The 24,582-nt window shown below is 70.9% G+C and carries 16 protein-coding genes and 1 rRNA gene; 12 read left to right on the top strand and 5 right to left on the bottom strand.

All coding sequences use genetic code 11. The annotated features are described in order from the left end of the window. A 5S ribosomal RNA gene (gene rrf, locus AB0C66_RS28130) occupies positions 1–92 on the top strand; the annotation flags it as partial. A gap of 379 nt (positions 93–471) precedes the next feature. Here rrf and AB0C66_RS28125 read toward each other — a convergent pair. Then, positions 472–1,782 carry a hypothetical protein gene (locus AB0C66_RS28125; RefSeq protein ID WP_362444385.1) on the bottom strand — a complete coding sequence of 437 codons (1,311 nt, stop codon included), beginning with the start codon at positions 1,780–1,782 and terminating at the stop codon, positions 472–474. A gap of 149 nt (positions 1,783–1,931) precedes the next feature. Between AB0C66_RS28125 and mtnA the strand changes: the two genes are divergently transcribed. The 7 genes from mtnA to AB0C66_RS28090 all read left to right on the top strand — a co-directional run bounded on the left by mtnA (position 1,932) and on the right by AB0C66_RS28090 (position 10,758). Then, entirely contained in the window at positions 1,932–3,089 is a 1,158-nt protein-coding gene (gene mtnA, locus AB0C66_RS28120; protein WP_362444382.1) for an S-methyl-5-thioribose-1-phosphate isomerase, read from the top strand. Beyond that, positions 3,086–3,763 (top strand): two-component system response regulator MtrA, encoded by a 678-nt coding sequence (mtrA, locus tag AB0C66_RS28115; RefSeq protein ID WP_030250475.1) that lies wholly within the window; start codon positions 3,086–3,088, stop codon positions 3,761–3,763. Before mtnA ends, mtrA begins: the two co-directional genes overlap by 4 nt. Before the next feature lies 1 nt (position 3,764). Further along, complete coding sequence (mtrB, locus tag AB0C66_RS28110; protein ID WP_362444378.1) at positions 3,765–5,816, top strand: MtrAB system histidine kinase MtrB; 2,052 nt, start codon at positions 3,765–3,767, stop codon at positions 5,814–5,816. Then, on the top strand, positions 5,806–7,665 hold the full coding sequence (locus AB0C66_RS28105; protein WP_362444375.1) for an LpqB family beta-propeller domain-containing protein: 1,860 nt from the start codon (positions 5,806–5,808) through the stop codon (positions 7,663–7,665). Before mtrB ends, AB0C66_RS28105 begins: the two co-directional genes overlap by 11 nt. A 98-nt stretch (positions 7,666–7,763) precedes the next feature. After that, on the top strand, positions 7,764–8,576 hold the full coding sequence (locus AB0C66_RS28100; protein ID WP_362444372.1) for a ComF family protein: 813 nt from the start codon (positions 7,764–7,766) through the stop codon (positions 8,574–8,576). Positions 8,577–8,891: 315 nt separating this feature from the next. Next, the gene (raiA, locus tag AB0C66_RS28095; RefSeq protein WP_362444369.1) at positions 8,892–9,584 is read left to right on the top strand and encodes a ribosome-associated translation inhibitor RaiA; all 693 of its coding nucleotides are present in this window, start codon (positions 8,892–8,894) and stop codon (positions 9,582–9,584) included. Between the two features lie 424 nt (positions 9,585–10,008). Further along, on the top strand, positions 10,009–10,758 hold the full coding sequence (locus AB0C66_RS28090; RefSeq protein WP_362444366.1) for a response regulator transcription factor: 750 nt from the start codon (positions 10,009–10,011) through the stop codon (positions 10,756–10,758). A gap of 24 nt (positions 10,759–10,782) precedes the next feature. Here the strand turns inward: AB0C66_RS28090 and AB0C66_RS28085 are convergent, their stop codons facing one another. Beyond that, positions 10,783–11,967, bottom strand: coding sequence for a crosslink repair DNA glycosylase YcaQ family protein (locus tag AB0C66_RS28085; RefSeq protein WP_362444363.1), 1,185 nt, complete (start codon positions 11,965–11,967; stop codon positions 10,783–10,785). A 50-nt stretch (positions 11,968–12,017) separates the two neighbouring features. Continuing rightward, positions 12,018–12,674: a GNAT family N-acetyltransferase gene (locus AB0C66_RS28080; RefSeq protein WP_362444360.1), complete on the bottom strand. Its 657-nt coding sequence runs from the start codon at positions 12,672–12,674 to the stop codon at positions 12,018–12,020. Between the two features lie 237 nt (positions 12,675–12,911). Here AB0C66_RS28080 and secA point away from each other — a divergent pair, with 237 nt between their 5' ends. After that, entirely contained in the window at positions 12,912–15,755 is a 2,844-nt protein-coding gene (gene secA, locus AB0C66_RS28075; RefSeq protein ID WP_362444358.1) for a preprotein translocase subunit SecA, read from the top strand. A gap of 251 nt (positions 15,756–16,006) precedes the next feature. Here secA and AB0C66_RS28070 read toward each other — a convergent pair whose 3' ends face one another. Beyond that, positions 16,007–16,516 carry an Rv3235 family protein gene (locus AB0C66_RS28070; RefSeq protein WP_362444355.1) on the bottom strand — a complete coding sequence of 170 codons (510 nt, stop codon included), beginning with the start codon at positions 16,514–16,516 and terminating at the stop codon, positions 16,007–16,009. A 733-nt stretch (positions 16,517–17,249) separates the two neighbouring features. On the opposite strand from AB0C66_RS28070, the gene AB0C66_RS28065 reads away from it, so the two are divergent. Together AB0C66_RS28065 and AB0C66_RS28060 are read left to right on the top strand one after the other, a co-directional pair. Then, entirely contained in the window at positions 17,250–17,756 is a 507-nt protein-coding gene (locus AB0C66_RS28065) for a hypothetical protein (RefSeq protein ID WP_362444353.1), read from the top strand. Between the two features lie 22 nt (positions 17,757–17,778). Continuing rightward, positions 17,779–18,447, top strand: coding sequence for an HAD family hydrolase (locus AB0C66_RS28060; protein ID WP_362444350.1), 669 nt, complete (start codon positions 17,779–17,781; stop codon positions 18,445–18,447). Between the two features lie 126 nt (positions 18,448–18,573). Here the strand turns inward: AB0C66_RS28060 and AB0C66_RS28055 are convergent, their stop codons facing one another. Then, positions 18,574–19,140, bottom strand: a complete 567-nt coding sequence (locus AB0C66_RS28055; protein WP_362444428.1) for a DJ-1/PfpI family protein — start codon at positions 19,138–19,140, stop codon at positions 18,574–18,576. Between the two features lie 428 nt (positions 19,141–19,568). Between AB0C66_RS28055 and AB0C66_RS28050 the strand changes: the two genes are divergently transcribed. Then, positions 19,569–24,551, top strand: a complete 4,983-nt coding sequence (locus tag AB0C66_RS28050; protein ID WP_362444347.1) for an NAD-glutamate dehydrogenase — start codon at positions 19,569–19,571, stop codon at positions 24,549–24,551. Positions 24,552–24,582: the final 31 nt, after the last annotated feature.

Raw genomic sequence — 24,582 nt, 5'->3', positions numbered from 1 at the left:
CGCCCGGTTACATTTCGAACCCGGAAGCTAAGCCTTTCAGCGCCGATGGTACTGCAGGGGGGACCCTGTGGGAGAGTAGGACGCCGCCGAACAATTTTTAGCCTCGGTCCCGGACATTCAATGTCCGGGACCGAGGCATTTTTGCGTTCAGAACCGGTGCCGCACATTCAGGTTCCACTGGATCGGGTGTTCCACCGGATCGGGTGAAAAGGGATGTGTGCTCTGGCGTGGCGAGGGTCGGGCCGCTCAGAGTGGATTGCAAGGGGGGCCCGTTGACCAGTCGTCAGCGGGTCCGGTCGGTCGGCCAGTAGGAGCCGCAGGGGAGCGAGTCCAGCGGGCCGGAGGGAAGCCGGACCGGACGGAGGAGGGGGCAGGCTCACGATGACAACGCATCACACCGCGCATGACGCGATGACATCGCTTCAGCCGTTGCCCCCTCCACCGTCCTGTGTGGAGCGTTCGCGCCGTCTTTCAGGGCGTCAGACCGGCGTTCTGGCCGGTGTCCTGACTCTTTGTCTCGTAGCCGGGGACACCGGCGGCACGGGCGAGCTCGACGTCGAGTGCCTCGCGCCGGATGCGCTGGTCCATGTAGAGAAGGGCGGTCACACCGGCGCTGATCGGGAAGGTGAAGGTCGAGCTGATCACCCCGCCGATTCCGACGACGATCAGGAAGGTCCAGCCGACGGAGACGGCCTCGCCGGACAGCCAGTCCATCGCGTTGTCCCCACCGATCACCATGGCGGCCATGCTGGTCGGGATCTCGACGATGGCGCCGACGATGAAGATCAGAACGATCGCCAGGAGCTGGACGCCGAAGACGCGCCACCACGCACCGCGCACCAGCTTGGCGGAGCGGCGCAGGGCCGCGATGATCCCCTGCTTTTCCAGCATCAGCGCGGGGGCGGCCAGGCTGAGGCGTACCCAGAGCCAGGTGGCGACGCCCGCTCCCGCGAGCCCGCCGAGTGCGGCGAGGGCCGCGCCCTCGCTCTCCACTCCCGCGAGGGTGAGCAGCACCCCCGGGGCCATGCCCGCGGCCATCACGCCCGCGGCGATGAGGGGGATCAGGAAGAGCAGACCGCAGAGCTGAAGGAGATGGGGCCGGGCGCCGCCCCAGGCCTCTCCGGTGGACACCGAGCGGCCCATCACGGCCCGTGCGGTGACCACGGTCAGCAGGGCCGTGGTCAGGATCGTGCCGAGCACGCCGATCAGCAGGGTGACCGCGCTGTCCCCCATGGCGCTGCCGACCGCGCGCATGGCCTCACTCAGCGTCGCGTCCGGGTCCTTGAGCACATCGGTGCTGGTGGAGGCGTTGCGGAACCAGAGTCCGGTGGCGGCGGTGACCAGCCCTTGAGTGAGGATCGCGACCGCGAGCGAGATGCCGAGCACTGTGCGCCAGTGGGCGCGCATGGTGGCGATGGCACCGTCGAGGATCTCGGCGACTCCCAGCGGGCGCAGGGGGATCACCCCGGGGCGTGGGGTCGGTGGCGGCGTCCGCCATCCGTTGTTGGGCCATCCTCCGCCCTGGGGCGGGGGGCCCCAGCCTCCGCCCTGGGGCCGTCCTGGCGGGGTCGGTGGCGGCGGTGTGGGGGTGCCGCCGCTGGAGGCGGGCCAGCGTCCGGCGGGCGGCTGTCGCCGGGACCATCCGGCGCCCCAGACGGGCTGCTCGGGTCCCGGCTGCTCCGGCACCGGCCGGTCGGACGGTTCGCCCTGCTGCCGAGTGCCGTCGTCCGGCTCGTCGGAAGGGGACGATCCGGGCGGGATCCGGCCCGGAGAGTCGTTCATCGTCGCTCCGTAAGTTGTTCGTCGGCCGTTCGCGGGTGCGGCGGCGGGCGGTTGCCAGCCATCGTGCCACGGTGTGTCACGGCGCGGACCGGCCGCTGTGGGTGGCTCAGCACTTCATTAGTCGGTGCCGCACAGGGCAGACTGGGCGGATGGCTGATCAGCATCCGGTATCCCCGGAAGGCTCTGCTTCTCCCGTCGCTTTCGCACTGCGCTGGGATGAACCCCCGGAGGGGCCCGTTCTGGTGCTCCTGGACCAGACGAGGCTTCCCGCCGAGGAGGTGGATCTGGTCTGTGCCGATGTTCCGGCCCTGGTGGAGGCGATCCGGTCACTCGCCGTACGCGGCGCTCCACTGCTGGGGATCGCGGGTGCCTATGGGATCGCGCTGGCGGCCGCGCGCGGTTTCGATGTGGACGAGGCCGCCGTATCCCTGGCTCATGCCCGGCCCACCGCGGTCAACCTCGGATACGGCGTCCGCCGGGCCGCGGCCGCTTATGACGCGGCGGTCCGGAGCGGCGCGGATGGCGAGCGGGCGGCCGCGGCCGCCCTGGCGGAGGCCCGTGCGCTGCACCGGGAGGACGCCGAGGCCAGTCAGCGGATGGCGCAGCACGGCCAGGCGCTGCTGCATGAGCTGCTGCCCGCCGGTGGCTTCCGGATCCTCACCCACTGCAACTCCGGTTCATTGGTCTCCGGGGGCGAGGGGACCGCCCTGGGCGTGGTCAAGGCGGTGCATCGGTCCGGTCAGCTGCGGCGGCTGTGGGTGGACGAGACCCGGCCGCTGTTGCAGGGGGCCCGGTTGACGGCGTACGAGGCGGCCCGGGCGGGCATGGCGTACACGCTGCTCAGCGATAGCGCGGCGGGTTCGCTGTTCTCGGCGGGCGAGGTGGACGCGGTGGTGATCGGCGCGGACCGGATCGCGGCGGACGGCTCGGTGGCCAACAAGGTGGGCAGCTATCCGCTGGCGGTCCTGGCCCGCTACCACCATGTGCCTTTTGTGGTGGTGGCCCCGACCACCACCGTTGACCTGGACACTCCTGACGGCGCCGCGATCGAGGTCGAGCAGCGCCCTGGCTACGAGGTGACAGACATCACAATTCCACATGTTCCGGGCGCCGGGTCCGAGGCGGGCACCGGAGTGCCGGTCGCACCCCTCGGTACACAGGCCCACAATCCGGCTTTTGACGTCACACCACCCGAGTTGGTGACCGCGATCGTCACCGAGGGTGGCGTCGTCTCACCGGTCACCGGGGGCGGAATCGCAGAGCTGTGCGCCAGGTCACGATCGGGTAATGGGATGATGTCGATATGAAGGGACGCGTCCTTGTCGTCGACGACGACACCGCACTGGCAGAGATGCTTGGCATCGTGCTGCGCGGCGAAGGCTTTGAACCGTCGTTTGTGTCGGACGGCGACAAGGCTCTAGCCGCCTTCCGCGAGGCCAAGCCTGACCTGGTGCTGCTTGATCTCATGCTGCCCGGTCGGGACGGCATCGAGGTGTGTCGGCTGATCCGGGCTGAGTCCGGGGTGCCGATCGTCATGCTCACGGCCAAGAGCGACACCGTCGATGTGGTGGTCGGGCTGGAGTCCGGCGCCGATGACTACATCGTCAAGCCGTTCAAGCCGAAGGAGCTGGTGGCCCGGATCCGGGCGCGGCTGCGGCGCTCCGAGGAGCCGGCGCCCGAGCAGCTGGCCATCGGCGATCTGGTGATCGATGTGGCCGGGCACTCGGTGAAGCGCGACGGCCAGTCGATAGCGCTGACACCGCTGGAATTCGATCTGCTGGTGGCCCTGGCCCGTAAGCCGTGGCAGGTGTTCACCCGTGAGGTGCTGTTGGAGCAGGTGTGGGGCTATCGGCATGCCGCCGATACCCGGCTGGTGAATGTGCATGTGCAGCGGCTGCGGTCGAAGGTCGAGAAGGATCCGGAGCGGCCCGAGATCGTTGTGACCGTGCGCGGTGTCGGATACAAGGCCGGGCCCAGCTGAGATGTCGCGTGGTGGTACGGCTCCGCAGTCCGGTGGACCGGGGGGCGGGGTTCCGGAGGGCGCCCGTGAGGGGCGTCCTGACCCGGCGGGTGAGATACCGCTGCTCCGAAGGTTGTGGAGCGGCGGGCATCTGCTGCCCGATGGGGCGTCCGGTGGGCCGGCCCACCCGTTGATCCGGCTGTTCGGACGGTGGGTGCACCGTCCGCTGCTCCCCGCCGCCCGGCTGTGGCGGCGGAACATCCAGCTGCGTGTGGTCGCCACCACGCTGCTGATGTCCCTGGGCGTGGTGATCCTGCTGGGCCTGGTGGTCATCGGCCAGGTGCGCAACGGTCTGCTGGACGCCAAGCGCCATGCCGCGCAGGGCCAGGCCGCCGGTGGGTTCGAAGTGGCCGAGCAGATGGCCGACCGCACCAGTGACACCCGGGGCCAGGACAGCGCCGGGGCGTCCGGCAGGGGTTCCCAGGACTCCGGTGCCTGGCTGAACGCACTGGTGGAGCAGCTGGCCAGTGGTGGCAAGGGCGCGTACTCGGTGGTGGCGCTCAGTTCGGACTCGGGTGAGACGCCGTATGTGGCCAGCCGCGGTCCGCGTGCCTCCGGCGATGTCAGGCCGGACAGCGTCCCCGCCGATCTGCGCGGCGAAGTGGACGAGGGGACGACGCCGTACGAGCAGTACGGGAAGATCGTGCACGCCGCGTCGGGCGAGGCCGAGCCCGCGCTGATCATCGGCAAGCGGCTGGACGACAACCACGGTGACGCGTACCAGCTGTACTACCTCTTCCCGTTCACCCAGGAGGAGAAGTCGCTCAGCCTGGTGAAGGGCACGCTGGCCACGGCCGGGGTGTTCGTGGTCGTGCTGCTCGGCGCGATCGCCTGGGTGGTGGTCCGGCAGGTGGTCACACCGGTGCGGATGGCCGCCGGGATCTCCGAGCGGCTGGCGGCCGGGCTGCTCCAGGAGCGGATGAAGGTCACCGGCGAGGACGACATCGCCCGCCTCGGTGAGTCCTTCAACAAGATGGCGCAGAACCTCCAGCTCAAGATCCAGCAGCTGGAGGAGCTGTCCCGGATGCAGCGCCGCTTTGTCTCGGATGTCTCCCATGAGCTGCGCACCCCGCTGACCACGGTGCGGATGGCCGCTGATGTGATCCATGAGGCGCGTGAGGACTTCGATCCGGCGACCGCGCGCTCGGCGGAGCTGCTGCGCGGCCAGCTGGACCGCTTTGAGTCGCTGCTCGCCGATCTGCTGGAGATCAGCCGGTTCGACGCGGGCGCGGCGGCCCTGGAGGCCGAGCCGATCGATCTGCGCGATGTGGTGCACCGGGTGGTCGACGGGGCCGAGCCGCTCGCCGAGGCCAAGGGCACCCGGATCGTGGTGCGCGGTGCCGAGGCGCCGGTGGTCGCCGAGGCGGACGCCCGCCGGGTCGAGCGGGTGCTGCGGAACCTGGTGGTCAACGCCGTGGAGCACGGCGAGGGCCGGGATGTGGTGGTGCGGCTCGCGACGGCGGGCGGCGCGGTGGCCGTCGCGGTGCGTGACTACGGCGTCGGGCTCAAGCCCGGCGAGGCGACGCGGGTGTTCAACCGCTTCTGGCGGGCCGACCCGGCCCGGGCCCGTACCACTGGCGGCACCGGTCTGGGGCTGTCGATCGCGGTGGAGGACGCCCGACTGCACGCCGGCTGGCTCCAGGCGTGGGGCGAGCCGGGCGGAGGCTCACAGTTCCGGCTGACGCTGCCGCGTACCACCAGCGATACGCTGCGTGGCTCCCCGATCCCGCTGGAGCCCGAGGACTCCCGGCGCAACCGTCGTCCGGACGATGCGGCTCCGGCGAGGCCGGCGGCGGAGCGGCTGGCGTCGGTGCCCGCCCAGCCGCGCACCGGGCTGCCCTCCGGTGAGCTGCCGCTGCCGCCGGCGGAGGCCCCGGCGCCGTCCGCCGACCCGACGGCGCTGCCGGGGAGCGGCGCACGGGTGGTGCGTGGTGCGCAGGAGGCGTCGCAGGGCTCGTCGGCCGGCCGGCCGACGACACAGAACGAAGGGGAGGGCCGCCCTCGTGGGCGCTGACCGTGCCGACCGCCATCTCTTCCGTCGCCGCTGGAACCTGAGCACGGCCACCCTGCTCTCCTGCGGGGCGCTGTTGCTGACCGGCTGTGCCTCCATGCCGGACAGCGGGGATGTGCGGCGGGTCGACTCCTCCCCGCGCTCCGACGTCGATTCGCAGGTCCGGGTCTACGGGGTGAGCCCGGGCAAGGGCGAGCAGCCCGCCGAGCTGGTCTCCGGCTTCCTGGAGGCCACCACGAGCGACGAGGAGAACTTCGCCACGGCGAAGGAGTACCTCACCAAGGGCGCGGCCAAGAGGTGGGACCCGTTCGCGCGCACCACGGTGCTGGAGGAGGCGCCGGACGTACGGGTGGAGACCGACCCGGGTGACCGGGACGGCAGCGGAAAGACAGTGGTGCTGTCGGGCAAGCGGATCGCCAGTGTGGACGCCGCGCACGCCTATAAGCCGGACGAGGCGCGTTACGAGGAGCGCATCCATCTGAGGCTGCGCGGTTCGGAGTGGCGGATCGACGGGGCGCCGCCGGGGCTGGTGCTCGGCGAGTCCGACTTCGAGCGCATCTACCGTTCGGTCAACAAGTACTACTTCGCCGATCTGGGGCCGGACGCCGAGGGCTCGCGGGTGGGGGACCATGTGCTGGTGGCCGATCCGGTCTATCTGCGGCGGCGTATCGATCCGGTGACCTCGACGGTGAAGGCGCTGCTGGACGGTCCGACCGGCTGGCTGGATCCGGTGGTCAGCACCTCCTTCCCGACCGGTACGGCTCTTGGGCGGCGGGGCGAGAAGCTGTCGCTGGACGACTCGAACACGCTGAAGGTCCGGTTGAACGACCGGGCGGCGAATATCAGCCGGAGCCGCTGTGTGCGGATGGCGGCCCAGACGCTGTTCACGGTCCAGAATCTGAGCGAGGGATCGTCCGAGGTCAGCACGGTGAAGCTGGAGCGGATGAACGGTTCGGAGCTCTGCTCGCTGTCGAGCGACGCGGCGCGCGCCTATGCGCCGGACCGGGTCAACGGCCAGCCCCACCATCAGTACTTCGTGGACTCCGAGCACCGGATGGTGCGGCTGTCCGATGAGGAGGACCGGTCACGGCCGGTGCAGGGCCCGTTCGGCGCCGATGGCGCGGGGCTCGGCGCGGTGGCGGTCTCGCGCGACGAGCGGGACGCCGCGGGGGTCACATCGGACGGCCGGTCGCTGTATGTCACGGAGCTGGCGTCCGGTGCCGAGCGCGGCCGGGCCCGGCTGCACAGCCAGGGCGGCAGCTCCGAGCATGGGCTGACGGCGCCGAGCTGGGACGGTCTGGGCGGGCTGTGGGTGGCCGACCGGGATCCGGAGCGGCCGAGGCTGCTGCGGCTGCGCGGGGGCACCGGTCCGGCGGACGAGGTGCGGCTGCCGAAGCTGGGCGGTGGCCGGATCACGGCGCTACGGGTCTCCGCGGACGGCACCCGGATCGCCATGCTGGTCAAGCACTCCGGTCACACCACGCTGCGGCTGGGCCGGATCGAGCGGAAGGGCACCGCGGACGAGCCGAAGCTGTCGGTGGTGGGCGTGCACACGGTGGCGCCCAAGCTGGAGAACGTCGACACGGTCTCCTGGGCGGGTGACAGCCGTCTTGTGGTCGCGGGCCGGGAGCCGGGCGGTGTGCAGCAGCTCAAGTACGTGGAGACGGACGGCTCCCCGGCGGACGTTCCGGAGGTGCCGGGTCCGAACGGGGTGGAGGCGATCACCGCCTCCGAGGACCAGACGCGTCCGCTCATCGCCCAGACCAGGGAGAACGGCATCGTACGGCTGCTGCCGAACACCGACTGGACGACGGTCGACGAGGACGGTACGGCTCCGGTCTACCCGGGGTAGGACTTCCCGGGCCCGGGGCGGGGCCTGCCGGTTGTCCACATGTGCGCCGATATCCACAGGGGGTGGCGCACCGGCCCGGCCGCCGGGACAGTGGACTCATGCGGGGCTGGTGGCAGGAGATGACCGACCTGGTGCTGCCGGCGGACTGCGCGGGATGCGGTCGGCCGGGCGGCACTCTGTGTGACCGATGTGGGGGGCTGCTGTGGGGATCCGGGCCGTGGCGGGTGGAGCCGAGCCCGGTGCCGCCGGGGCTGCCGGTGGTCCATGCGGCCGCCGCATACGTGGACGAGGTGCGCGCGGTGCTGCTGGCGCACAAGGAGCGTGGCGCGCTGCGGCTGGCGGGGCCGCTGGGAGAGGCGCTGGCGGGCACTGTGCGGGCGGTGTGCTCCCGGGCCGGAAGACCCCTTCCGGGCGGCCGGGCGCGGACCGGACCGGTGTCGACCGGACCGGCGCGGGCCAGACCGGTGCGGGCGAGACCGGTGTCGAGCAGACCGGCGCGGACCGGACCGGGGTCCGAGGGGCCGCTGCTGCTGGTGCCGGTGCCGTCGGCGCGGCGTGCGGTGGGAGCCCGGGGCCATGACCCGGCGCGAAGGATCGCGCTCGCCGCGGCGGGTGTGCTGCGCGCTGCGGGGTATTCGGTGCGGGTCCCCTCGGTGCTGCGGCAGCGGCGCAGGGTACGCGATCAGTCGGGGCTTGGCGCGCGGCAGCGGCTGGTGAATGTGTCGGGTGCGCTGGGGGTGGTCCCCGGCGGTGGGCGGCTGCTGTCCACGGGCCCGGCCGTGCTGGTGGACGACCTGATGACCACCGGTGCCTCGCTCGCCGAGGCGGCGCGGGCGGTGTCAGCGGCAGATGGCCTGGTCGTCGGTGCGGCGGTAGTCGCCGCACCCCCCGATTGCAGCAACCGGAACTGAATACGAAGCCGCATCGTTGCAGGTGGTGAGGACAGCAAAGCACCTGTTCGGAGGTACGTGCCGGTAGGGGGTGCCGACATCCGTCCGGGCGAGCTATGTTCGGTTGTGAGGAATGGCTAGTGCTATGACTCACAAATCCGCTTGGCGTGTTTTGCCTGCATTCACGTGAGCCGTGCATCAAGTGGGGTGGAGTTCTTCCCCGTGGGAAGGAGGAGTCGAAACCGCCAAGTCGGTGGCTCCGGAAGACGCCGGAGCCTAGTGCACAAGGGATGAAGCTCCGGCTGCGTCCGGAGTCACCCGGGAACGGAGTTCTGCGTGGACATCGTCGTCAAGGGCCGGAAAACAGAGGTGCCCGAGCGGTTCCGGAAGCACGTGGCCGAGAAGCTGAAGCTGGACAAGATCCAGAAGCTCGACGGCAAGGTGATCAGCCTCGACGTCGAGGTGTCCAAAGAGCACAACCCGCGGCAGGCCGACCGCTCGGACCGAGTGGAGATCACCCTGCGCTCCCGTGGTCCGGTGATCCGGGCAGAGGCCGCGGCAGCCGATCCGTACGCGGCGCTGGACCTGGCGGCCGGCAAGCTGGAAGCACGGATGCGCAAGCAGCACGACAAGCGCCACACCCGCCGTGGCAACGGTCGCATCCCGGCCAGCGATGTGGCTGTGACCGTCCCCAACGCGGCGCGTATCAATGGGCATGGCGAGATCGCCGCCCAGCGCACGGCCGTGGACACCGTCCCCACCACCCGGATGGGCCCCCTCGAAGTGCAGGGCGAAGGCCCGCTGGTGGTCCGGGAGAAGACCCACGCCGCCGCCCCGATGACGCTTGACCAGGCTCTCTATGAGATGGAGCTGGTCGGGCACGATTTCTATCTGTTCGTCGACTCCGACACCAACCGGCCCAGCGTCGTCTATCGGCGGCACGGCTATGACTACGGGGTGATTCATCTTCAGCCGGAGGCGTTCGTCGGCGAGGAGCCCGGCGGGGCCGGTGGAGCCCTCGGCGGCTGACCGGCCCGGCGTGAGCTGACCCGGCCTGATCTGAGCTGACCGGCCGGGAGTGAAGGGATAAGCGAGTGGGATCGCGCGGCGGGCGCCGCGCGATCCTGCACGACCGATGGCCGCGCGCATGTCGACCACGCGGGACCGGCGGAATTGAGTGCAACGGCCCAGTTCTCACGTACTGATGGCTGTGCACACGCCACGGATTCAGCCACAGACGCATACGGGGGTGGACGATGTGATGCCCCGGAGCGCCAATGCGCCCCCCGGGGCTTCTCCGTGCGACCACGGCGGGACCATTCCGCCGCCCGGGCATGAAATCATGGCCCCTCAAACGGCCAACCGGCGTGACGAGAGGACTGGTTGGTGCCGTATCGCACCGAGCACCGCAGAGTGCAGACCGCAAGGGCCATGGCCTTCAGGGGGAGGAACGATGGCGGACAGCTTCGGGCCCGTCTCCGGCGACGGCGATGATCATGGCATCGCGTCGGACAGGGACGAGTCGCGCGGCGAGCCGCGCAAGGAGCCGATTCGGGTCCTCGTAGTGGACGACCACGCCCTGTTCCGGCGTGGGTTGGAGATTGTCCTCGCCCAGGAGGAGGACATCCAGGTCGTCGGAGAGGCCGGGGACGGCGCCGAGGCCGTGGACAAGGCGGCCGATCTGCTGCCCGATATCGTCCTGATGGACGTGCGGATGCCCAAGCGGGGCGGGATCGAGGCATGCACCTCGATCAAGGAGGTGGCGCCCAGCGCCAAAATCATCATGCTGACGATCAGCGATGAGGAAGCCGACCTCTACGACGCGATCAAGGCGGGTGCCACCGGCTATCTGCTCAAGGAGATCTCCACCGACGAGGTCTCCACCGCGATCCGGGCGGTCGCCGACGGCCAGTCGCAGATCAGCCCGTCCATGGCGGCCAAGCTGCTGACCGAGTTCAAGTCGATGATCCAGCGCACCGATGAGCGGCGGCTGGTGCCCGCGCCCCGGCTCACCGACCGTGAGCTGGAGGTGCTCAAGCTGGTGGCCACCGGGATGAACAACCGGGATATCGCCAAGGAGCTGTTCATCAGCGAGAACACCGTGAAGAACCACGTCCGCAACATTCTGGAGAAGTTGCAGCTGCACTCCAGGATGGAGGCCGTGGTCTACGCGATGCGGGAGAAGATCCTCGAGATCCGGTGAGCCGGACCGCCCCGGGCGGGGCGGTCAGCCGACCGCCGCCGTGAGGGGCGCGGCCAGCTCCGGGCGGTCGACGCGCTCGATCCGCACCGTGTCGCAGCCCACCCATCCGGCCGCCTCCCGCAGCGCCTCCGCCATCGGGGCCACCGCCTTGGCCGACTCCAGCGACACCTGCCGGGCCACCAGCGTCCGGCCCTCGCGCGCCGGGTCCACCCGGCCCAGCAGCCGCCCGCCCGACAGCAGCGGCATGGCGAAATAGCCGTGGATCCGCCGGGGCTTGGGCACATACGCCTCCAGCCGATGGGTGAAGCCGAAGATCCGCTCGGTCCGCGCCCGGTCCCATATGAGCGAGTCGAAGGGCGACAGCAAGGTGGTGCGGTGCCGTCCGCGCGGTGTGGTCGCCAGCGCCTCGGGATCGGCCCAGGCCGCCTTCTCCCAGCCCGCCACCTCCACCGGCACCAGTCCGGAGTCCGCGATCACCGCGTCCACCTGCTCGCCCTTGAGCCGGTGGTAGTCGGCGATATCCGCGCGCGTGCCCACGCCCAGGGACCGCCCGGCCAGCCGGACCAGCCGCCGCAGACACTCCATATCGTCCAGCTCGTCATGGAGCAGGGCGTCCGGCACCGCCCGCTCGGCCAGGTCGTACACCCGCTTCCAGCCGCGCCGCTCGACGCACACCACCTCGCCGAACATCAGCGCCCGCTCCACGGCGACCTTGGCGGCCGACCAGTCCCACCACGGGCCGCCGTTCTTGGCGCCGCCCAGCTCGGTCGCGGTCAGCGGGCCCTCCGCGCGCAGCCGCTCGACCACCGTCCCGTATGCCCCGTCCGGCAGTTCATGGCCCCAGTGCGGGCGGGTGCGGTAGGCGCGGCGGCGGAACGCGAAATGCGGCCACTCCTCGATTGGCAGCACACAGGCGGCATGCGACCAGTATTCGAAGGCATGGGCGCCGGACCAGTAGGCCGAGTCGACCGCCGGGCGGCCGACCGGGCCCAGCCGCGCGTAGGGGATCAGCTCATGCGAGCGGGCCAGCACCGAGATCGTGTCCAGCTGTACGGCGCCCAGGTGGCGCAGCACGCCCCGCACTGCGCCGCGCCGGTCCGGGGCGCCCAGCAGCCCTTGGGCGCGCAGCGCGATACGGCGTGCCTCGTCGGCGGACAGGGCGGTCTCGGGCTTGCGGTCCGCTCCGGACCCGGGCGCGGAAGTCGTCATGCGCGTCACGGTAGCGGCCCCCACTGACAACGCCCCCGACAAGGCCCGTCTCAGACGGGCGACGGCTCGTCCGAGGACTCTCCCGCCCCGCCTCCCGACGTCCGCGCAGGGAGACCGGGCGCCGGGAGGCGGGGCAGATAGGGCGTGGCCGACGGCAGCCGCCAGTCCGAGGGCAGCAGCGCGCCCCGCCAGGCGTCCCGCCGCGTCCCCCGGTGCACGATCCGCGCCCGGTCCGTCCCCTCCATCCGGAACCCCACCGCGAGCGCGACCGCGCGCGAGCCCTCGTTCCCCGCCTCGGCGCACCACTCCAGTCGCTCGACCCCCAGCGCGGTGAACGCCCACGCGATCACCGCCCGCGCGGCCTCGCCGGTGTAGCCGCGCCGCCGGTGCTCGCGGACCGTCCAGTAGCCCAGCTCGGCCTGGTGGTCCGGGCCGTACAGCCGTTCCAGCCGGACCAGCCCCATCGCCCCCACCAGAGCACCGTCACTCTTGGTGAGCACCGCGAAGTCGTACGCGGTATCGCCCCGCCAGTTCTCGGGGGAGGTCCGCCCGGTGAAGTCCTCCGCGTCCCCGCGCTCGTAAGGGGAGGGCACCAGGGTCCAGCGCTGGATGTCAGGGTCCTGACATGCGGCGTGGACCGCGTCCGCGTCGGAAGCGCGGAACGGGCGCAGCAGGAGGCGTTCGGTGGTGAGGGTGACAGGCTCCATCCGGCCGAGTCTGCGTTCCTCCCGTCACTCACCGCGAGCGGTTTTGGCGAATCGGGGCACCTCGAGCGCGTCTCGAGCGTTGAACCGGTGAGGTGACACCTGGTCCTCGTGGTGACGGACCTCCCGGCGTGGCGGGGTCTGTCTTACGATGGCCGTTGCGGCGGGGCCTGCGCCCCTCGACACATGCCGCGCCAGCGCACCCGACCGCCAGGCCCGACCGGCAAGGAGCCAGCCTACGTGTCCGTTCTCAACAAGCTCATGCGTGCAGGCGAAGGAAAGATCCTGCGCAAGCTGCACCGCATCGCGGACCAGGTCAATTCCATCGAAGAGGACTTCCTGTCCCTCTCCGACGCCGAGCTGCGGGCCCTCACCGACGAGTACAAGCAGCGGTACGCGGACGGGGAAAGCCTCGACGACCTGATGCCGGAGGCCTTCGCCACGGTGCGCGAGGCCGCGAAGCGGGTGCTCGGCCAGCGCCACTACGACGTCCAGCTGATGGGCGGTGCCGCGCTCCACCTCGGCTATGTCGCCGAGATGCGCACCGGTGAGGGCAAGACCCTGGTCGGCACCCTCCCCGCGTATCTGAACGCGCTGTCCGACAAGGGCGTCCACCTGATCACGGTCAATGACTACCTGGCCGAGCGCGACTCGGAGTGGATGGGCCGGGTGCACAAGTTCCTCGGCCTCGAGGTCGGCTGCATCCTCGCCAACATGACCCCGGCGCAGCGCCGCGAGCAGTACGCCTGCGACATCACCTACGGCACCAACAACGAGTTCGGCTTCGACTACCTGCGCGACAACATGGCGTGGTCGCAGGACGAGCTGGTGCAGCGCGGGCACAACTACGCGATCGTCGACGAGGTCGACTCCATCCTGGTGGACGAGGCCCGTACGCCGCTGATCATCTCCGGTCCGGCCGACCAGGCCACCAAGTGGTACGGCGACTTCGCCAAGCTGGTCACCCGGCTGACCAAGGGTGAGGCGGCCAACCCGCAGAAGGGCCAGGAGGAGACCGGCGACTACGAGGTCGACGAGAAGAAGCGCACCGTCGGCATCCATGAGTCGGGCGTCACCAAGGTCGAGGACTGGCTGGGCATCGACAACCTCTACGAGTCCGTCAACACCCCGCTGGTCGGCTATCTGAACAACGCCATCAAGGCCAAGGAGCTCTTCAAGAAGGACAAGGACTACGTCGTCATGGACGGCGAAGTCATGATCGTTGACGAGCACACCGGCCGTATCCTCGCGGGCCGCCGCTACAACGAGGGCATGCACCAGGCGATCGAGGCGAAGGAAGGGGTGGACATCAAGGACGAGAACCAGACCCTTGCCACGATCACCCTCCAGAACTTCTTCCGCCTCTACGGCAAGCTCTCCGGAATGACCGGTACGGCCATGACCGAGGCCGCCGAGTTCCACCAGATCTACAAGCTCGGCGTGGTGCCGATCCCGACCCACCGCGATGTGGCCCGGCTCGACCAGTCCGACCTCATCTACCGCACCGAGGTGGCCAAGTTCGACGCGGTCGTCGAGGACATCGCCGAGAAGCACGAGAAGGGCCAGCCGGTCCTGGTCGGCACCACCTCCGTGGAGAAGTCCGAGTACCTCTCGCAGCAGCTCGCCAAGCGCGGGGTGCCGCACGAGGTGCTCAACGCCAAGCAGCACGACCGGGAGGCGACCATCGTCGCCCAGGCGGGCCGTAAGGGCGCCGTCACCGTCGCGACCAACATGGCGGGCCGCGGTACCGACATCAAGCTCGGCGGTAACCCGGACGACCTGGCCGAGGCCGAGCTGCGCCAGCAGGGTCTGGACCCGGTGGAGCACTCCGAGGAGTGGGCCGCCGCGCTGCCCGCCGCCCTGGAGAAGGCGGAGGCCGCGGTCAAGGCCGAGTTCGAGGAGGTCAAGGAGCTCGGCGGGCTGTATGTGCTGGGCACCGAGCGCCATGAGTCGCGCCGGATCGACAACCAGCTGCGCGGCCGTTCCGGCCGCCAGGGTGACCCCGGCGAGTCCCGCTTCTACCTCTCGCTCGGCGATGACCTGATGCGGCTGTTCAAGGCGCAGATGGTCGAGCGTGTGATGGCGATGGCGAATGTGCCGGACGACGTCCCGATCGAGAACAAGATGGTCACCCGCGCCATCGCGTCCGCCCAGTCCCAGGTCGAGCAGCAGAACTTCGAGACCCGTAAGAACGTTCTGAAGTACGACGAGGTGCTGAACCGGCAGCGCGAGGTCATCTACGGCGAGCGCCGCCGGGTGCTGGAGGGCGAGGATCTCCAGGAGCAGGTCGGCCACTTCATGGACGACACGATCGACGCCTACATCCAGGCGGAGACGGTCGAGGGCTTCGCGGAGGAGTGGGACCTCGACCGGCTGTGGAGCGCGTTCAAGCAGCTCTACCCGGTCAAGGTGACGGTCGAGGAGCTGGAGGACGAGGCGGGCGACCGCGCCGGGATCACCGCCGAGTTCATCGGCGACTCCATCAAGGACGACATCCACGAGCAGTACGCGGCCCGTGAGGAGCAGCTCGGCTCCGAGATCATGCGTGAGCTGGAGCGGCGGGTCGTGCTGTCGGTCCTGGACCGCAAGTGGCGCGAGCACCTCTACGAGATGGACTACCTCCAGGAGGGCATCGGGCTGCGCGCGATGGCCCAGAAGGACCCGCTGGTCGAGTACCAGCGCGAGGGCTTCGACATGTTCCAGGCCATGATGGACGGGATCAAGGAGGAGTCGGTCGGCTATCTGTTCAACCTGGAGGTCCAGGTCGAGCAGCAGGTCGAGGAGGTTCCGGTCGAGGACGAGGCCGCGCGGGCCGAGGCGGCCGAGTCCGTGCAGGACGCGGTCCCGGCGGGCGCCCCCGCAGGCCCCCCGGCGCGGCCCGAGATCCGTGCGAAGGGCCTGGAGGCTCCGCAGCGGCCGGACCGGCTGCACTTCTCCGCCCCCACGGTGGACGGCGAGGGCGGCGTCGTGGAGGGCGACTTCACCAACGGTGACACGCCTCCTCCGCCGCGCTCCGAGGCCGACGGTCTGACCCGCGCCGAGCGCCGCAAGGCCAACAAGGGCGGCCGCCGCCGCAAGAAGTGACGCGCGGGCGGATGTTCTGACGAACGGCCGGCGGGCCGGGGCCAAGTGGCCCCGGCCCGCCGTCGTATGCCCGCCCTGACCGGCGGGGCCACCGGAGGGGGGCGGGCCGCCGGGCCGACTGGGCCACCGCGTGGCCGCCGGAGCGACGGGGGCTCCGGGCGCGGCCGGGGGACCGGGTATACGTGGTCGGCCGGGCCAGGCGGCGGCCCTGGGTGTGGGCGGTCGGCCCAGGGCGCGGGCCGGGCCGGGGCTCAGACGGGTGTGGCCAGGCTGGGGAGGGCCGGACCGAGGTCGACCGCGGCGCAGCGCCAGCGGGCGTCGGCGCCGAGTTCCAGCCGGAACGCGAGTGCGCTGAGCCGTTCGCCGGAGGCGATCCGGGCGAACGCCTCGATCACCCCGTGCCGGGGCCGGTACTCCCCGCAGCGCTGTACGACGGGCGCCGTGGCCCGGCTGTCCGCCGGGCGCAGCGGCGCCCGTGGCGCGAGTTCGACCAGCAGGTCGTAGGCGGCGGGGAGGGTGTGGCCGAGGAGGGTGTGGACGGGGCGCTGGCCGCTGAGGGTGAGCAGCAGCTGGTTGGCGAACCAGTAGCGGGGGAGCCGTTCGCGTTCGCGGCGCTGCGCGGCGGCGGCCGCGGTGCGGGATACGGCGGGCGCGGTGGGGCGGGGGCGGCGTGTGTCCCGCCGCCCCGGCGGTCCGCTCCGTCCCGCCCCGCCGCCACCCCGCCGTCGCAGGCTCTCGTCGCTGACTCCGGTCTCGCGCATATGCCTCACCGCCGCTGTGCCGGGCCCGGTTGATACCGGGCAGTAGCTTCATCGTCGGGAGTCTTCTACCGATACGTTTCCCCGCCCCGCAAAGCGGTGCGGGGGCCTCCGCGGGGCCCCGGCGGTTCACCTATCCGGGCGACGGCCCCCGCCGCGCCCGCCCCGGCAGCGGCGCCCGGCGCCCCACCAGCCCGCCCCCGGCCCCTGCCCGGTACCCCCGAAGGGGTACGGCCGGGTCGTCGGCCAGAAGCCCCCCAGAGGCCCTTGCGGACCGCCCTTGCGGTCCCTACGGCCCCCGACGGCGCCCTACGGAGGGGTGGCCCCGGGACCGGCGAAGGGGGCCCGGTGACGGGTGCCGAGGCCGTGCCGTCCCCGGCCCGCTGGCCAGTCCCGTGCCCGTCGTGGGCCCGCCTCCGGCGCGACGGTTGGGGGACGCCCCGGAGCCGACGTGCGGGACGCGGCCCGGGCGGCCAGGCCCGTGGCCGTCCTCGGCCCTGGTGGGGGCCTGGGTCGGGGGCCGGGGGGGCGCCGGAGTGCGCGTGCGGGTGGGGGTGCTGTACGGGCCCCATACCGAGGCCGTGACGTCCTCCGGCCTCCGTGGTGGGCCCCTCCGGGGTGGCACCGGGGACACGTGCCCGTGGCGGCCCCCGGACGGGGCGGGGATCGGGGCGGGCGGGGGTGGGGCGAACGTATGCTGGCTGGGCCCGAACGGTCACTCACGAAAGCGGCAGCCATGCGCGTCTACGTCCCCCTGACCCTCTCCGGTCTCGCCGAGGCGTACAAGGCGGGCGAACTGGGGCCGGGGCCGGTCACCGCCTATGCCGTCACACCGGCCCTCCGCGAGTGGTACGTCTCCGACGACATCGAGGAGCTGGAGTACGCCGCCCTCAGCCGGGCCGCGCAGGCGTCGCTGCGCTCGCTCGCCGTGGACCGGCAGGCGCCCCGGCGGCGGGTCGTGGTGGCCGTGGACGTGCCCGACGGGCAGGCCGTCGCGGACCCCGACCGCGGGCTCGACCAGTCCTCGCTGGGCGAGGTGCGGATCGCCGACGCCGTGCCGCTCGCCAAGGTGGCCGCCGTGCACATGGACGCCGACGACGCGCGGGCGGACATCACCGCCGCCGCCGAGGCGCTCGGCGCGGCGGACCTCGGCGACGACGACGCACAGTTCACCGTGGACGGCGCGGAGGACCACGAGCTGCTCTGGTACGCCGCGCAGGAAATTCCGCATCTCATCGACTGACCTCGCCAGGTACGGTCGTGGGATGGGGAAGACGCAGGTAACCCACATCGTGTGGGACTGGAACGGCACGCTGTTCCACGACATCGACGCCGTGATCCTGGCGACGAACGCCTCGTTCGAGGAGGTCGGCCTCGAGCCGATCACCCTCGAGCGCTACCGCGACCTGTACTGCGTGCCCGTTCCCCGTTTCTACGAGCGACTGATGGGACGCCTGCCCACCGACGAGGAGTGGGAGGTCATGGACGAGGCGTTCCACCGGCACTACTGGGCCTTCGCGGAGACCGCCGGGCTCGCGCTCGGCGCCCGGCAGCTGCTCACCGAGTGGCAGGAGGCCGGGCTCACCCAGTCACTGTGCTCCCTGGCACCGCATGATCATCTGCTGCCCATGGTGCGCACCCACGGCATCGAGCGCCATTTCATCCGCGTCGACGGCCGGATCGGGCAGAGCACCACCGGCAAGGCCGAGCAGATGGTGCGCCACCTCGCCGCGCTCGAGGGTGTGCCCCCGCAGCGCGTCGTGGTGATCGGGGACGCCCTGGACGACGCCGTGGCGGCCCGGCACGCGGGCGCTCACGCCGTGCTGTACACCGGTGGCTCCCACAGCCGGGCCAGCCTCCAGACGGCCGGTGTGCCGGTCGTGGACACCCTCACCGAGGCCGTACGGGAGGCCGAGCTCCTCGCCGACGCGTGAGGAGCGTCGGCCCCTCCCCGAGGCCCCCGGTCGGCTCCTCGGGGCGAGTCCTGGCCCCGGCCCCGCGCGGGGCCGGGCGCCCCTTCCGCCTCGGTGCGCCCGTCGTGCGCCCCCGACCACCCCGTCTCAGATCACCGGTGACTTCACCCGCAGCACCGACAGAAACTCCCGCATCCACGCCGGATGGTCCGGCCAGGCCCGCGCCGAGACCAGCGTGCCGTCCACCACCACCTCCGTGTCCTGGTACTCCGCGCCCGCCGCCTGGATATCCAGCTCCAGGGCCGGATAGGCGGTGACCCGGCGGCCGTTCAGGGCGCCGACGGCCGCCGTCAGCAGGGGGCCGTGGCAGATCTGGGCCACCGGCTTGTCCGCGTCGAAGAACGACTTGCAGATCTTGCGCAGCTCGGCGTCGTTGCGCAGGTACTCCGGGGCCCGGCCGCCCGGGATCACCAGGCCGAGGTAGTCGCCCGGGTCCACCTCGGCGAAGGCCAGGTCGGCGGGGAGGCTGTAGCCCGGCTTCTCGGTGTAGGTGTCGAAGCCCTCCTCGAAGTCATGGACCACGAGGCGCAGCGTCTTGCGGGCCGGGGCCGCGATATGGACCTCGTACCCCTCCTCGCGCAGCCGCTGGTACGGGTAGAGCACCTCCAGCGACTCGGCCGCGTCACCGGTCACCAAAAGGATCTTCGCGGCCATGCCGCCCACCTCCACGTTTGCAGGCATATCTCCGTGCACGTCACGGTGCCCGGCGGGGACCCCTTTGCCAAGTGGGCACGCCATGGGGGTGTGCGCCCCCTGCGTCGCTGTCCAATCCGTCAAACTTCCAGGCCGGGTTTTGTACACGAACGGCTCATGACGAGTCCCTGGGGAGGAGCGATAGCCTTACTGCGTGATCAGCGCGATAGTCCGTGAGGGCAATGGAGCCCTCGCTCCGAGCCCGGGGTGCCACCGGGCGCGAGCCGACGCTGATCCGAGCCGCGTGGGGTCTTGGTCACTTACGGCCGAGTACGCCGCGGCCATCCCCCGATCCGGCATACCGTCGTCTGAGACCGGATTCACCGCGTCGCGGCGTCATGCCACCGCCATCGATGTCACGCAAAGGCGCGCGACAGGAGCCAGAGGACATGCAGACCAAGCTGGACGAAGCCAAGGCCGAGCTGCTCACGCGGGCCGCCCGGGTAGCTGAGAACAGCCCTGCCGGGGGGCAAACACCGGTTCAGGGCCCGGGCCCGGAGACCCTGAACGACTACCTCCAGCACTACTACCTGCACACGCCCCCGGAGGATCTCGCCGACCGTGACCCGGTCGACGTCTTCGGCGCGGCGCTCTCCCACTACCGGCTCGCGGAGTCGCGGCCGCAGGGCACGGCCAACGTCAGGGTGCACACCCCGACCGTCGAGGAGCACGGCTGGACATGCAGCCACTCCGTCGTCGAGGTGGTCACCGACGATATGCCGTTCCTGGTCGACTCGGTCACCAACGAGCTCACCCGGCAGGGCCGCGGCATCCATGTCGTGATCCACCCGCAGGTGATCGTGCGCCGTGACATCACCGGCAAGCTGATCGAGCTGCTGGACGTCTCGTTCGACCGCAAGCCGGGGCGGAAGCTGCCGCATGACGCGGTGGTGGAGTCCTGGATCCACGTCGAGATCGACCGCGAGACCGACCGGGGGGATCTGAAGCAGATCACCTCCGATCTGCTGCGCGTCCTGTCCGACGTCCGCGAGGCGGTCGAGGACTGGGAGAAGATGCGCGACTCCGCGCTCCGGCTCGCCGACGCGCTCCCCTCGGAGCCCAAGGCCGACGAGGTGCGCGAGCAGGAGATCGAGGAGGCCCGTGAGCTGCTGCGCTGGCTCGCGGACGACCACTTCACCTTCATCGGCTACCGCGAGTACGAGCTGACGCAGGCGCCCGCCGAGAGCGGGGGCGAGGAGGATGTGCTGAGCGCGGTGCCCGGCACCGGCCTCGGCATCCTGCGCTCCGACCCCAGCCACAAGGACACCGGCGACAGCGCCCATGACACACCCGCCCCGGTGTCCCCCTCGTTCAACCGGCTGCCCGCCGACGCCCGCGCCAAGGCGCGGGAGCACAAGCTGCTGGTGCTGACCAAGGCCAACAGCCGCGCCACCGTCCACCGCCCGTCCTACCTCGACTACATCGGCGTGAAGAAGTTCGACGCCGAGGGCAATGTGATCGGTGAGCGCCGCTATCTGGGCCTGTTCTCGTCCGCCGCGTACACCGAGTCGGTGCGCCGGGTCCCGGTGATCCGCCGCAAGGTCGACGAGGTGCTGGCGGGCGCGGGCTTCGCGCCCAACAGCCACGACGGCCGGGACCTGCTCCAGATCCTGGAGACCTACCCGCGCGACGAGCTGTTCCAGACCCCGGTCGACCAGCTCCGCTCCATCGTGACCAGCGTGCTGTACCTCCAGGAGCGCCGCCGGCTGCGGCTGTTCCTGCGTCAGGACGAGTACGGGCGCTACTACTCCGCGCTGGTCTATCTGCCGCGTGACCGCTTCACCACCGATGTCCGGCTGCGGCTGACCGACATCCTGCTGGAGGAGCTGACCGGCCGTCCGCCGGTCGACTTCACCGCCCTGCACACCGAATCGGTCCTGTCCCGGCTGCACTTCGTGGTCCGGGTGCAGCCCGGCAGCGAGCTGGCCGACCTCACCGACGCCGATGTCGAGCGGATCGAGAACCGGCTGATCGAGGCCGCCCGCTCCTGGGCCGACGGCTTCACCGAGGCCCTGATCTCCGAGGTCGGCGAGGAGCGCGGGGCCGAGCTGCTCCGCCGCTATCAGCACGCCTTCCCCGAGGGCTACAAGGCCGACCACTCCCCGCGCGGCGCGGTGGCCGACCTCCAGCACCTGGAGCGGCTGACCGCCGCCGCCGAGGGCAGCGGCCAGGACTTCGCGCTCAGCCTGTACGAGCCGGTGGGCGCCGCCCACGCGGAGCGCCGCTTCAAGATCTACAGCATCGGCGGCCAGGTCTCGCTCTCCGCGGTGCTGCCGGTGCTCAACACCCTCGGTGTCGAGGTGGTCGACGAGCGCCCCTACGAGCTGCGCTGCGCGGACAAGACCACCGCCTGGATCTACGACTTCGGGCTGCGCCTGCCCCAGCTGCGGGACAACGGCGATCTGGCCGACGACGCCCGTGAGCGCTTCCAGAACGCGTTCGACGCGGTGTGGACCGGCCAGGCCGAGAGCGACGACTTCAACCAGCTGGTGCTGGGTGCCGGTCTGGACTGGCGGCAGGCGATGGTGCTGCGCGCCTACGCCAAGTACCTGCGGCAGGCCGGGTCCACCTTCAGCCAGTCGTACATGGAGGACACCCTCCGTAACAACGTCCACACCACCCGGCTGCTGGTGTCGCTGTTCGAGGCGCGGATGTCGCCCGAGCGGCAGCGGGCCGGGACCGAGCTGACCGACGCCCTGCTGGAGGAGCTGGACGCGGCGCTGGACCAGGTGGCCTCGCTCGACGAGGACCGCATCCTGCGCTCGTTCCTCACCCTCATCAAGGCCACTCTGCGCACCAACCACTTCCAGAAGAACGGGCAGGGCAAGCCGCACGACTACCTGTCCATCAAGCTGGACCCGCAGGCGGTGCCGGATCTGCCCGCGCCCCGCCCGGCGTACGAGATCTGGGTCTACTCGCCGCGGGTGGAGGGTGTGCACCTGCGCTTCGGCAAGGTCGCCCGCGGTGGCCTGCGCTGGTCCGACCGGCGTGAGGACTTCCGCACCGAGATCCTGGGCCTGGTCAAGGCGCAGATGGTGAAGAACACCGTCATCGTGCCGGTGGGCGCCAAGGGCGGGTTCGTCGGCAAGCGGCTGCCGGACCCCTCGGTGGACCGGGACGCCTGGCTGGCCGAGGGCATCGAGTGCTACAAGACCTTCATCTCCGGTCTGCTGGACATCACCGACAACCTGGTCGCCGGTGAGGTCGAGCCGCCGAAGGACGTCGTCCGCCACGACGGCGAGGACACCTATCTGGTGGTCGCCGCCGACAAGGGCACCGCGACCTTCTCCGATATCGCCAACGAGGTGGCCCAGGCGTACGGCTTCTGGCTGGGTGACGCCTTCGCCTCCGGCGGTTCGGCCGGTTACGACCACAAGGGCATGGGCATCACCGCCCGCGGCGCCTGGGAGTCGGTCAAGCGCCACTTCCGGGAGCTGGGTCACGACAGCCAGACCGAGGACTTCACGGTGGTCGGCGTCGGCGACATGTCCGGTGACGTCTTCGGCAACGGCATGCTGCTCAGCGAGCACATCCGGCTGATCGCCGCCTTCGACCACCGGCATATCTTCCTGGACCCGAACCCGGAGGCGGCCGCCTCCTACGCCGAGCGCCGTCGGCTGTTCGAGCTGCCGCGGTCGTCCTGGGAGGACTACAACGCCGAACTGCTCTCCGCGGGCGGCGGGATCCACCCCCGGTCGGCGAAGGCCATCCCGATCACCCCGCAGGTGCGGGCCGCCCTGGGCATCGAGACCCGGGTCGCCAAGATGACCCCGGCCGATCTGATGAAGGCCATCCTCAAGGCCCCGGTCGATCTGCTCTGGAACGGCGGTATCGGCACCTACGTCAAGGCGTCCACCGAGAGCAACGCCGAGGTGGGCGACAAGGGCAATGACGCGATCCGGGTGGACGGCCAGGATCTTCGGGTCAAGGTCGTCGGCGAGGGCGGCAACCTGGGGCTGACCCAGCTCGGCCGGATCGAGTTCGCCTCGAACGGCGGCAAGATCAACACCGACGCCATCGACAACAGCGCCGGTGTGGACACCTCCGACCACGAGGTGAACATCAAGATCCTGCTCAATGCCCTGGTCACCGAGGGCGATCTGACGGTCAAGCAGCGCAACAAGATCCTCGCCGAGATGACCGACGAGGTCGGCGCGCTGGTGTTGCGCAACAACTACGCGCAGAACGTGGCCCTGGCCAACTCGGTCGCCCAGGCGCCCAGCCTGCTCCACGCCCATCAGCGGCTGATGCGCCGACTGACCCGCGAGGGCCGGCTGGACCGGGCACTGGAGTTCCTGCCCACCGACCGCCAGATCCGGGAGCGGCTGTCCGCCGGACGCGGGCTGACCCAGCCCGAACTGGCCGTACTGCTCGCCTACATCAAGATCACGGTGGCCGAGGAGCTGATCACCACCGGGCTCCCCGACGACCCGTACCTCCAGCGGCTGCTGCACGCCTACTTCCCGCAGGCGCTGCGGCGGCAGTTCCCCGAGCACATCGACGGACATGCGCTGCGCCGGGAGATCATCACCACGGTGCTGGTCAACGACACGGTCAACACCGCCGGTTCCACCTTCCTGCACCGGATGCGGGAGGAGACCGGGGCCTCCACCGAAGAGGTGGTGCGCGCCCAGACCGCGGCCCGCGCCATCTTCGAACTGGGCGCGATCTGGGACGAGGTCGAGTCGCTGGACACGGTGGTCGCCGCCGAGATCCAGACCCAGATGCGGCTGCATTCGCGGCGGCTGGTCGAGCGCGGCACCCGCTGGCTGCTCAACAACCGTCCGCAGCCGCTGGAGCTGGCCCAGACCATCGAGTTCTTCGGTGACCGGGTCGCCGAGGTCCGCGCCCAGCTGCCCAAGCTGCTGCGCGGGGCCGATATCGAGTGGCACCAGCGGATCCTGGACGAGCTGACCGCCGCCGGGGTGCCGGAGGACCTGGCCACCCGGGTGGCCGGATTCTCCTCCGCCTTCCCGACGCTGGACATCGTGGCCATCGCGGACCGCACCGGCAAGGAGCCGCTGGCGGTCGCCGAGGTCTACTACGACCTGGCCGACCGGCTGCGGATCAGCCAGCTGATGGACCGGATCATCGAACTGCCGCGCGCGGACCGGTGGCAGTCCATGGCCCGCGTCTCCATCCGCGAGGACCTGTACGCGGCCCAGGCCGCCCTGACCTCCGATGTGCTGTCGGTGGGCAACGGCGGTTCCACGCCCGAGCAGCGGTTCAAGGCGTGGGAGCAGAAGAACGCGGCGATCCTCCAGCGGGCGCGTACCACCCTCGATGAGATCCAGTCGTCGGAGACCTTCGACCTGGCCAATCTCTCGGTGGCGATGCGCACCATGCGGACGCTGCTGCGTACCCACATGTAACCGGTAGGGAAGTTCCCGGCCCGCGGCGGCG

It is taken from the genome of Streptomyces sp. NPDC048636 (assembly GCF_040650655.1).
Classification (GTDB): domain Bacteria; phylum Actinomycetota; class Actinomycetes; order Streptomycetales; family Streptomycetaceae; genus Streptomyces.
The sequence above is the reverse complement of the archived record's forward strand: the minus strand, read 5'-3'. Positions and strand labels throughout refer to the sequence as shown.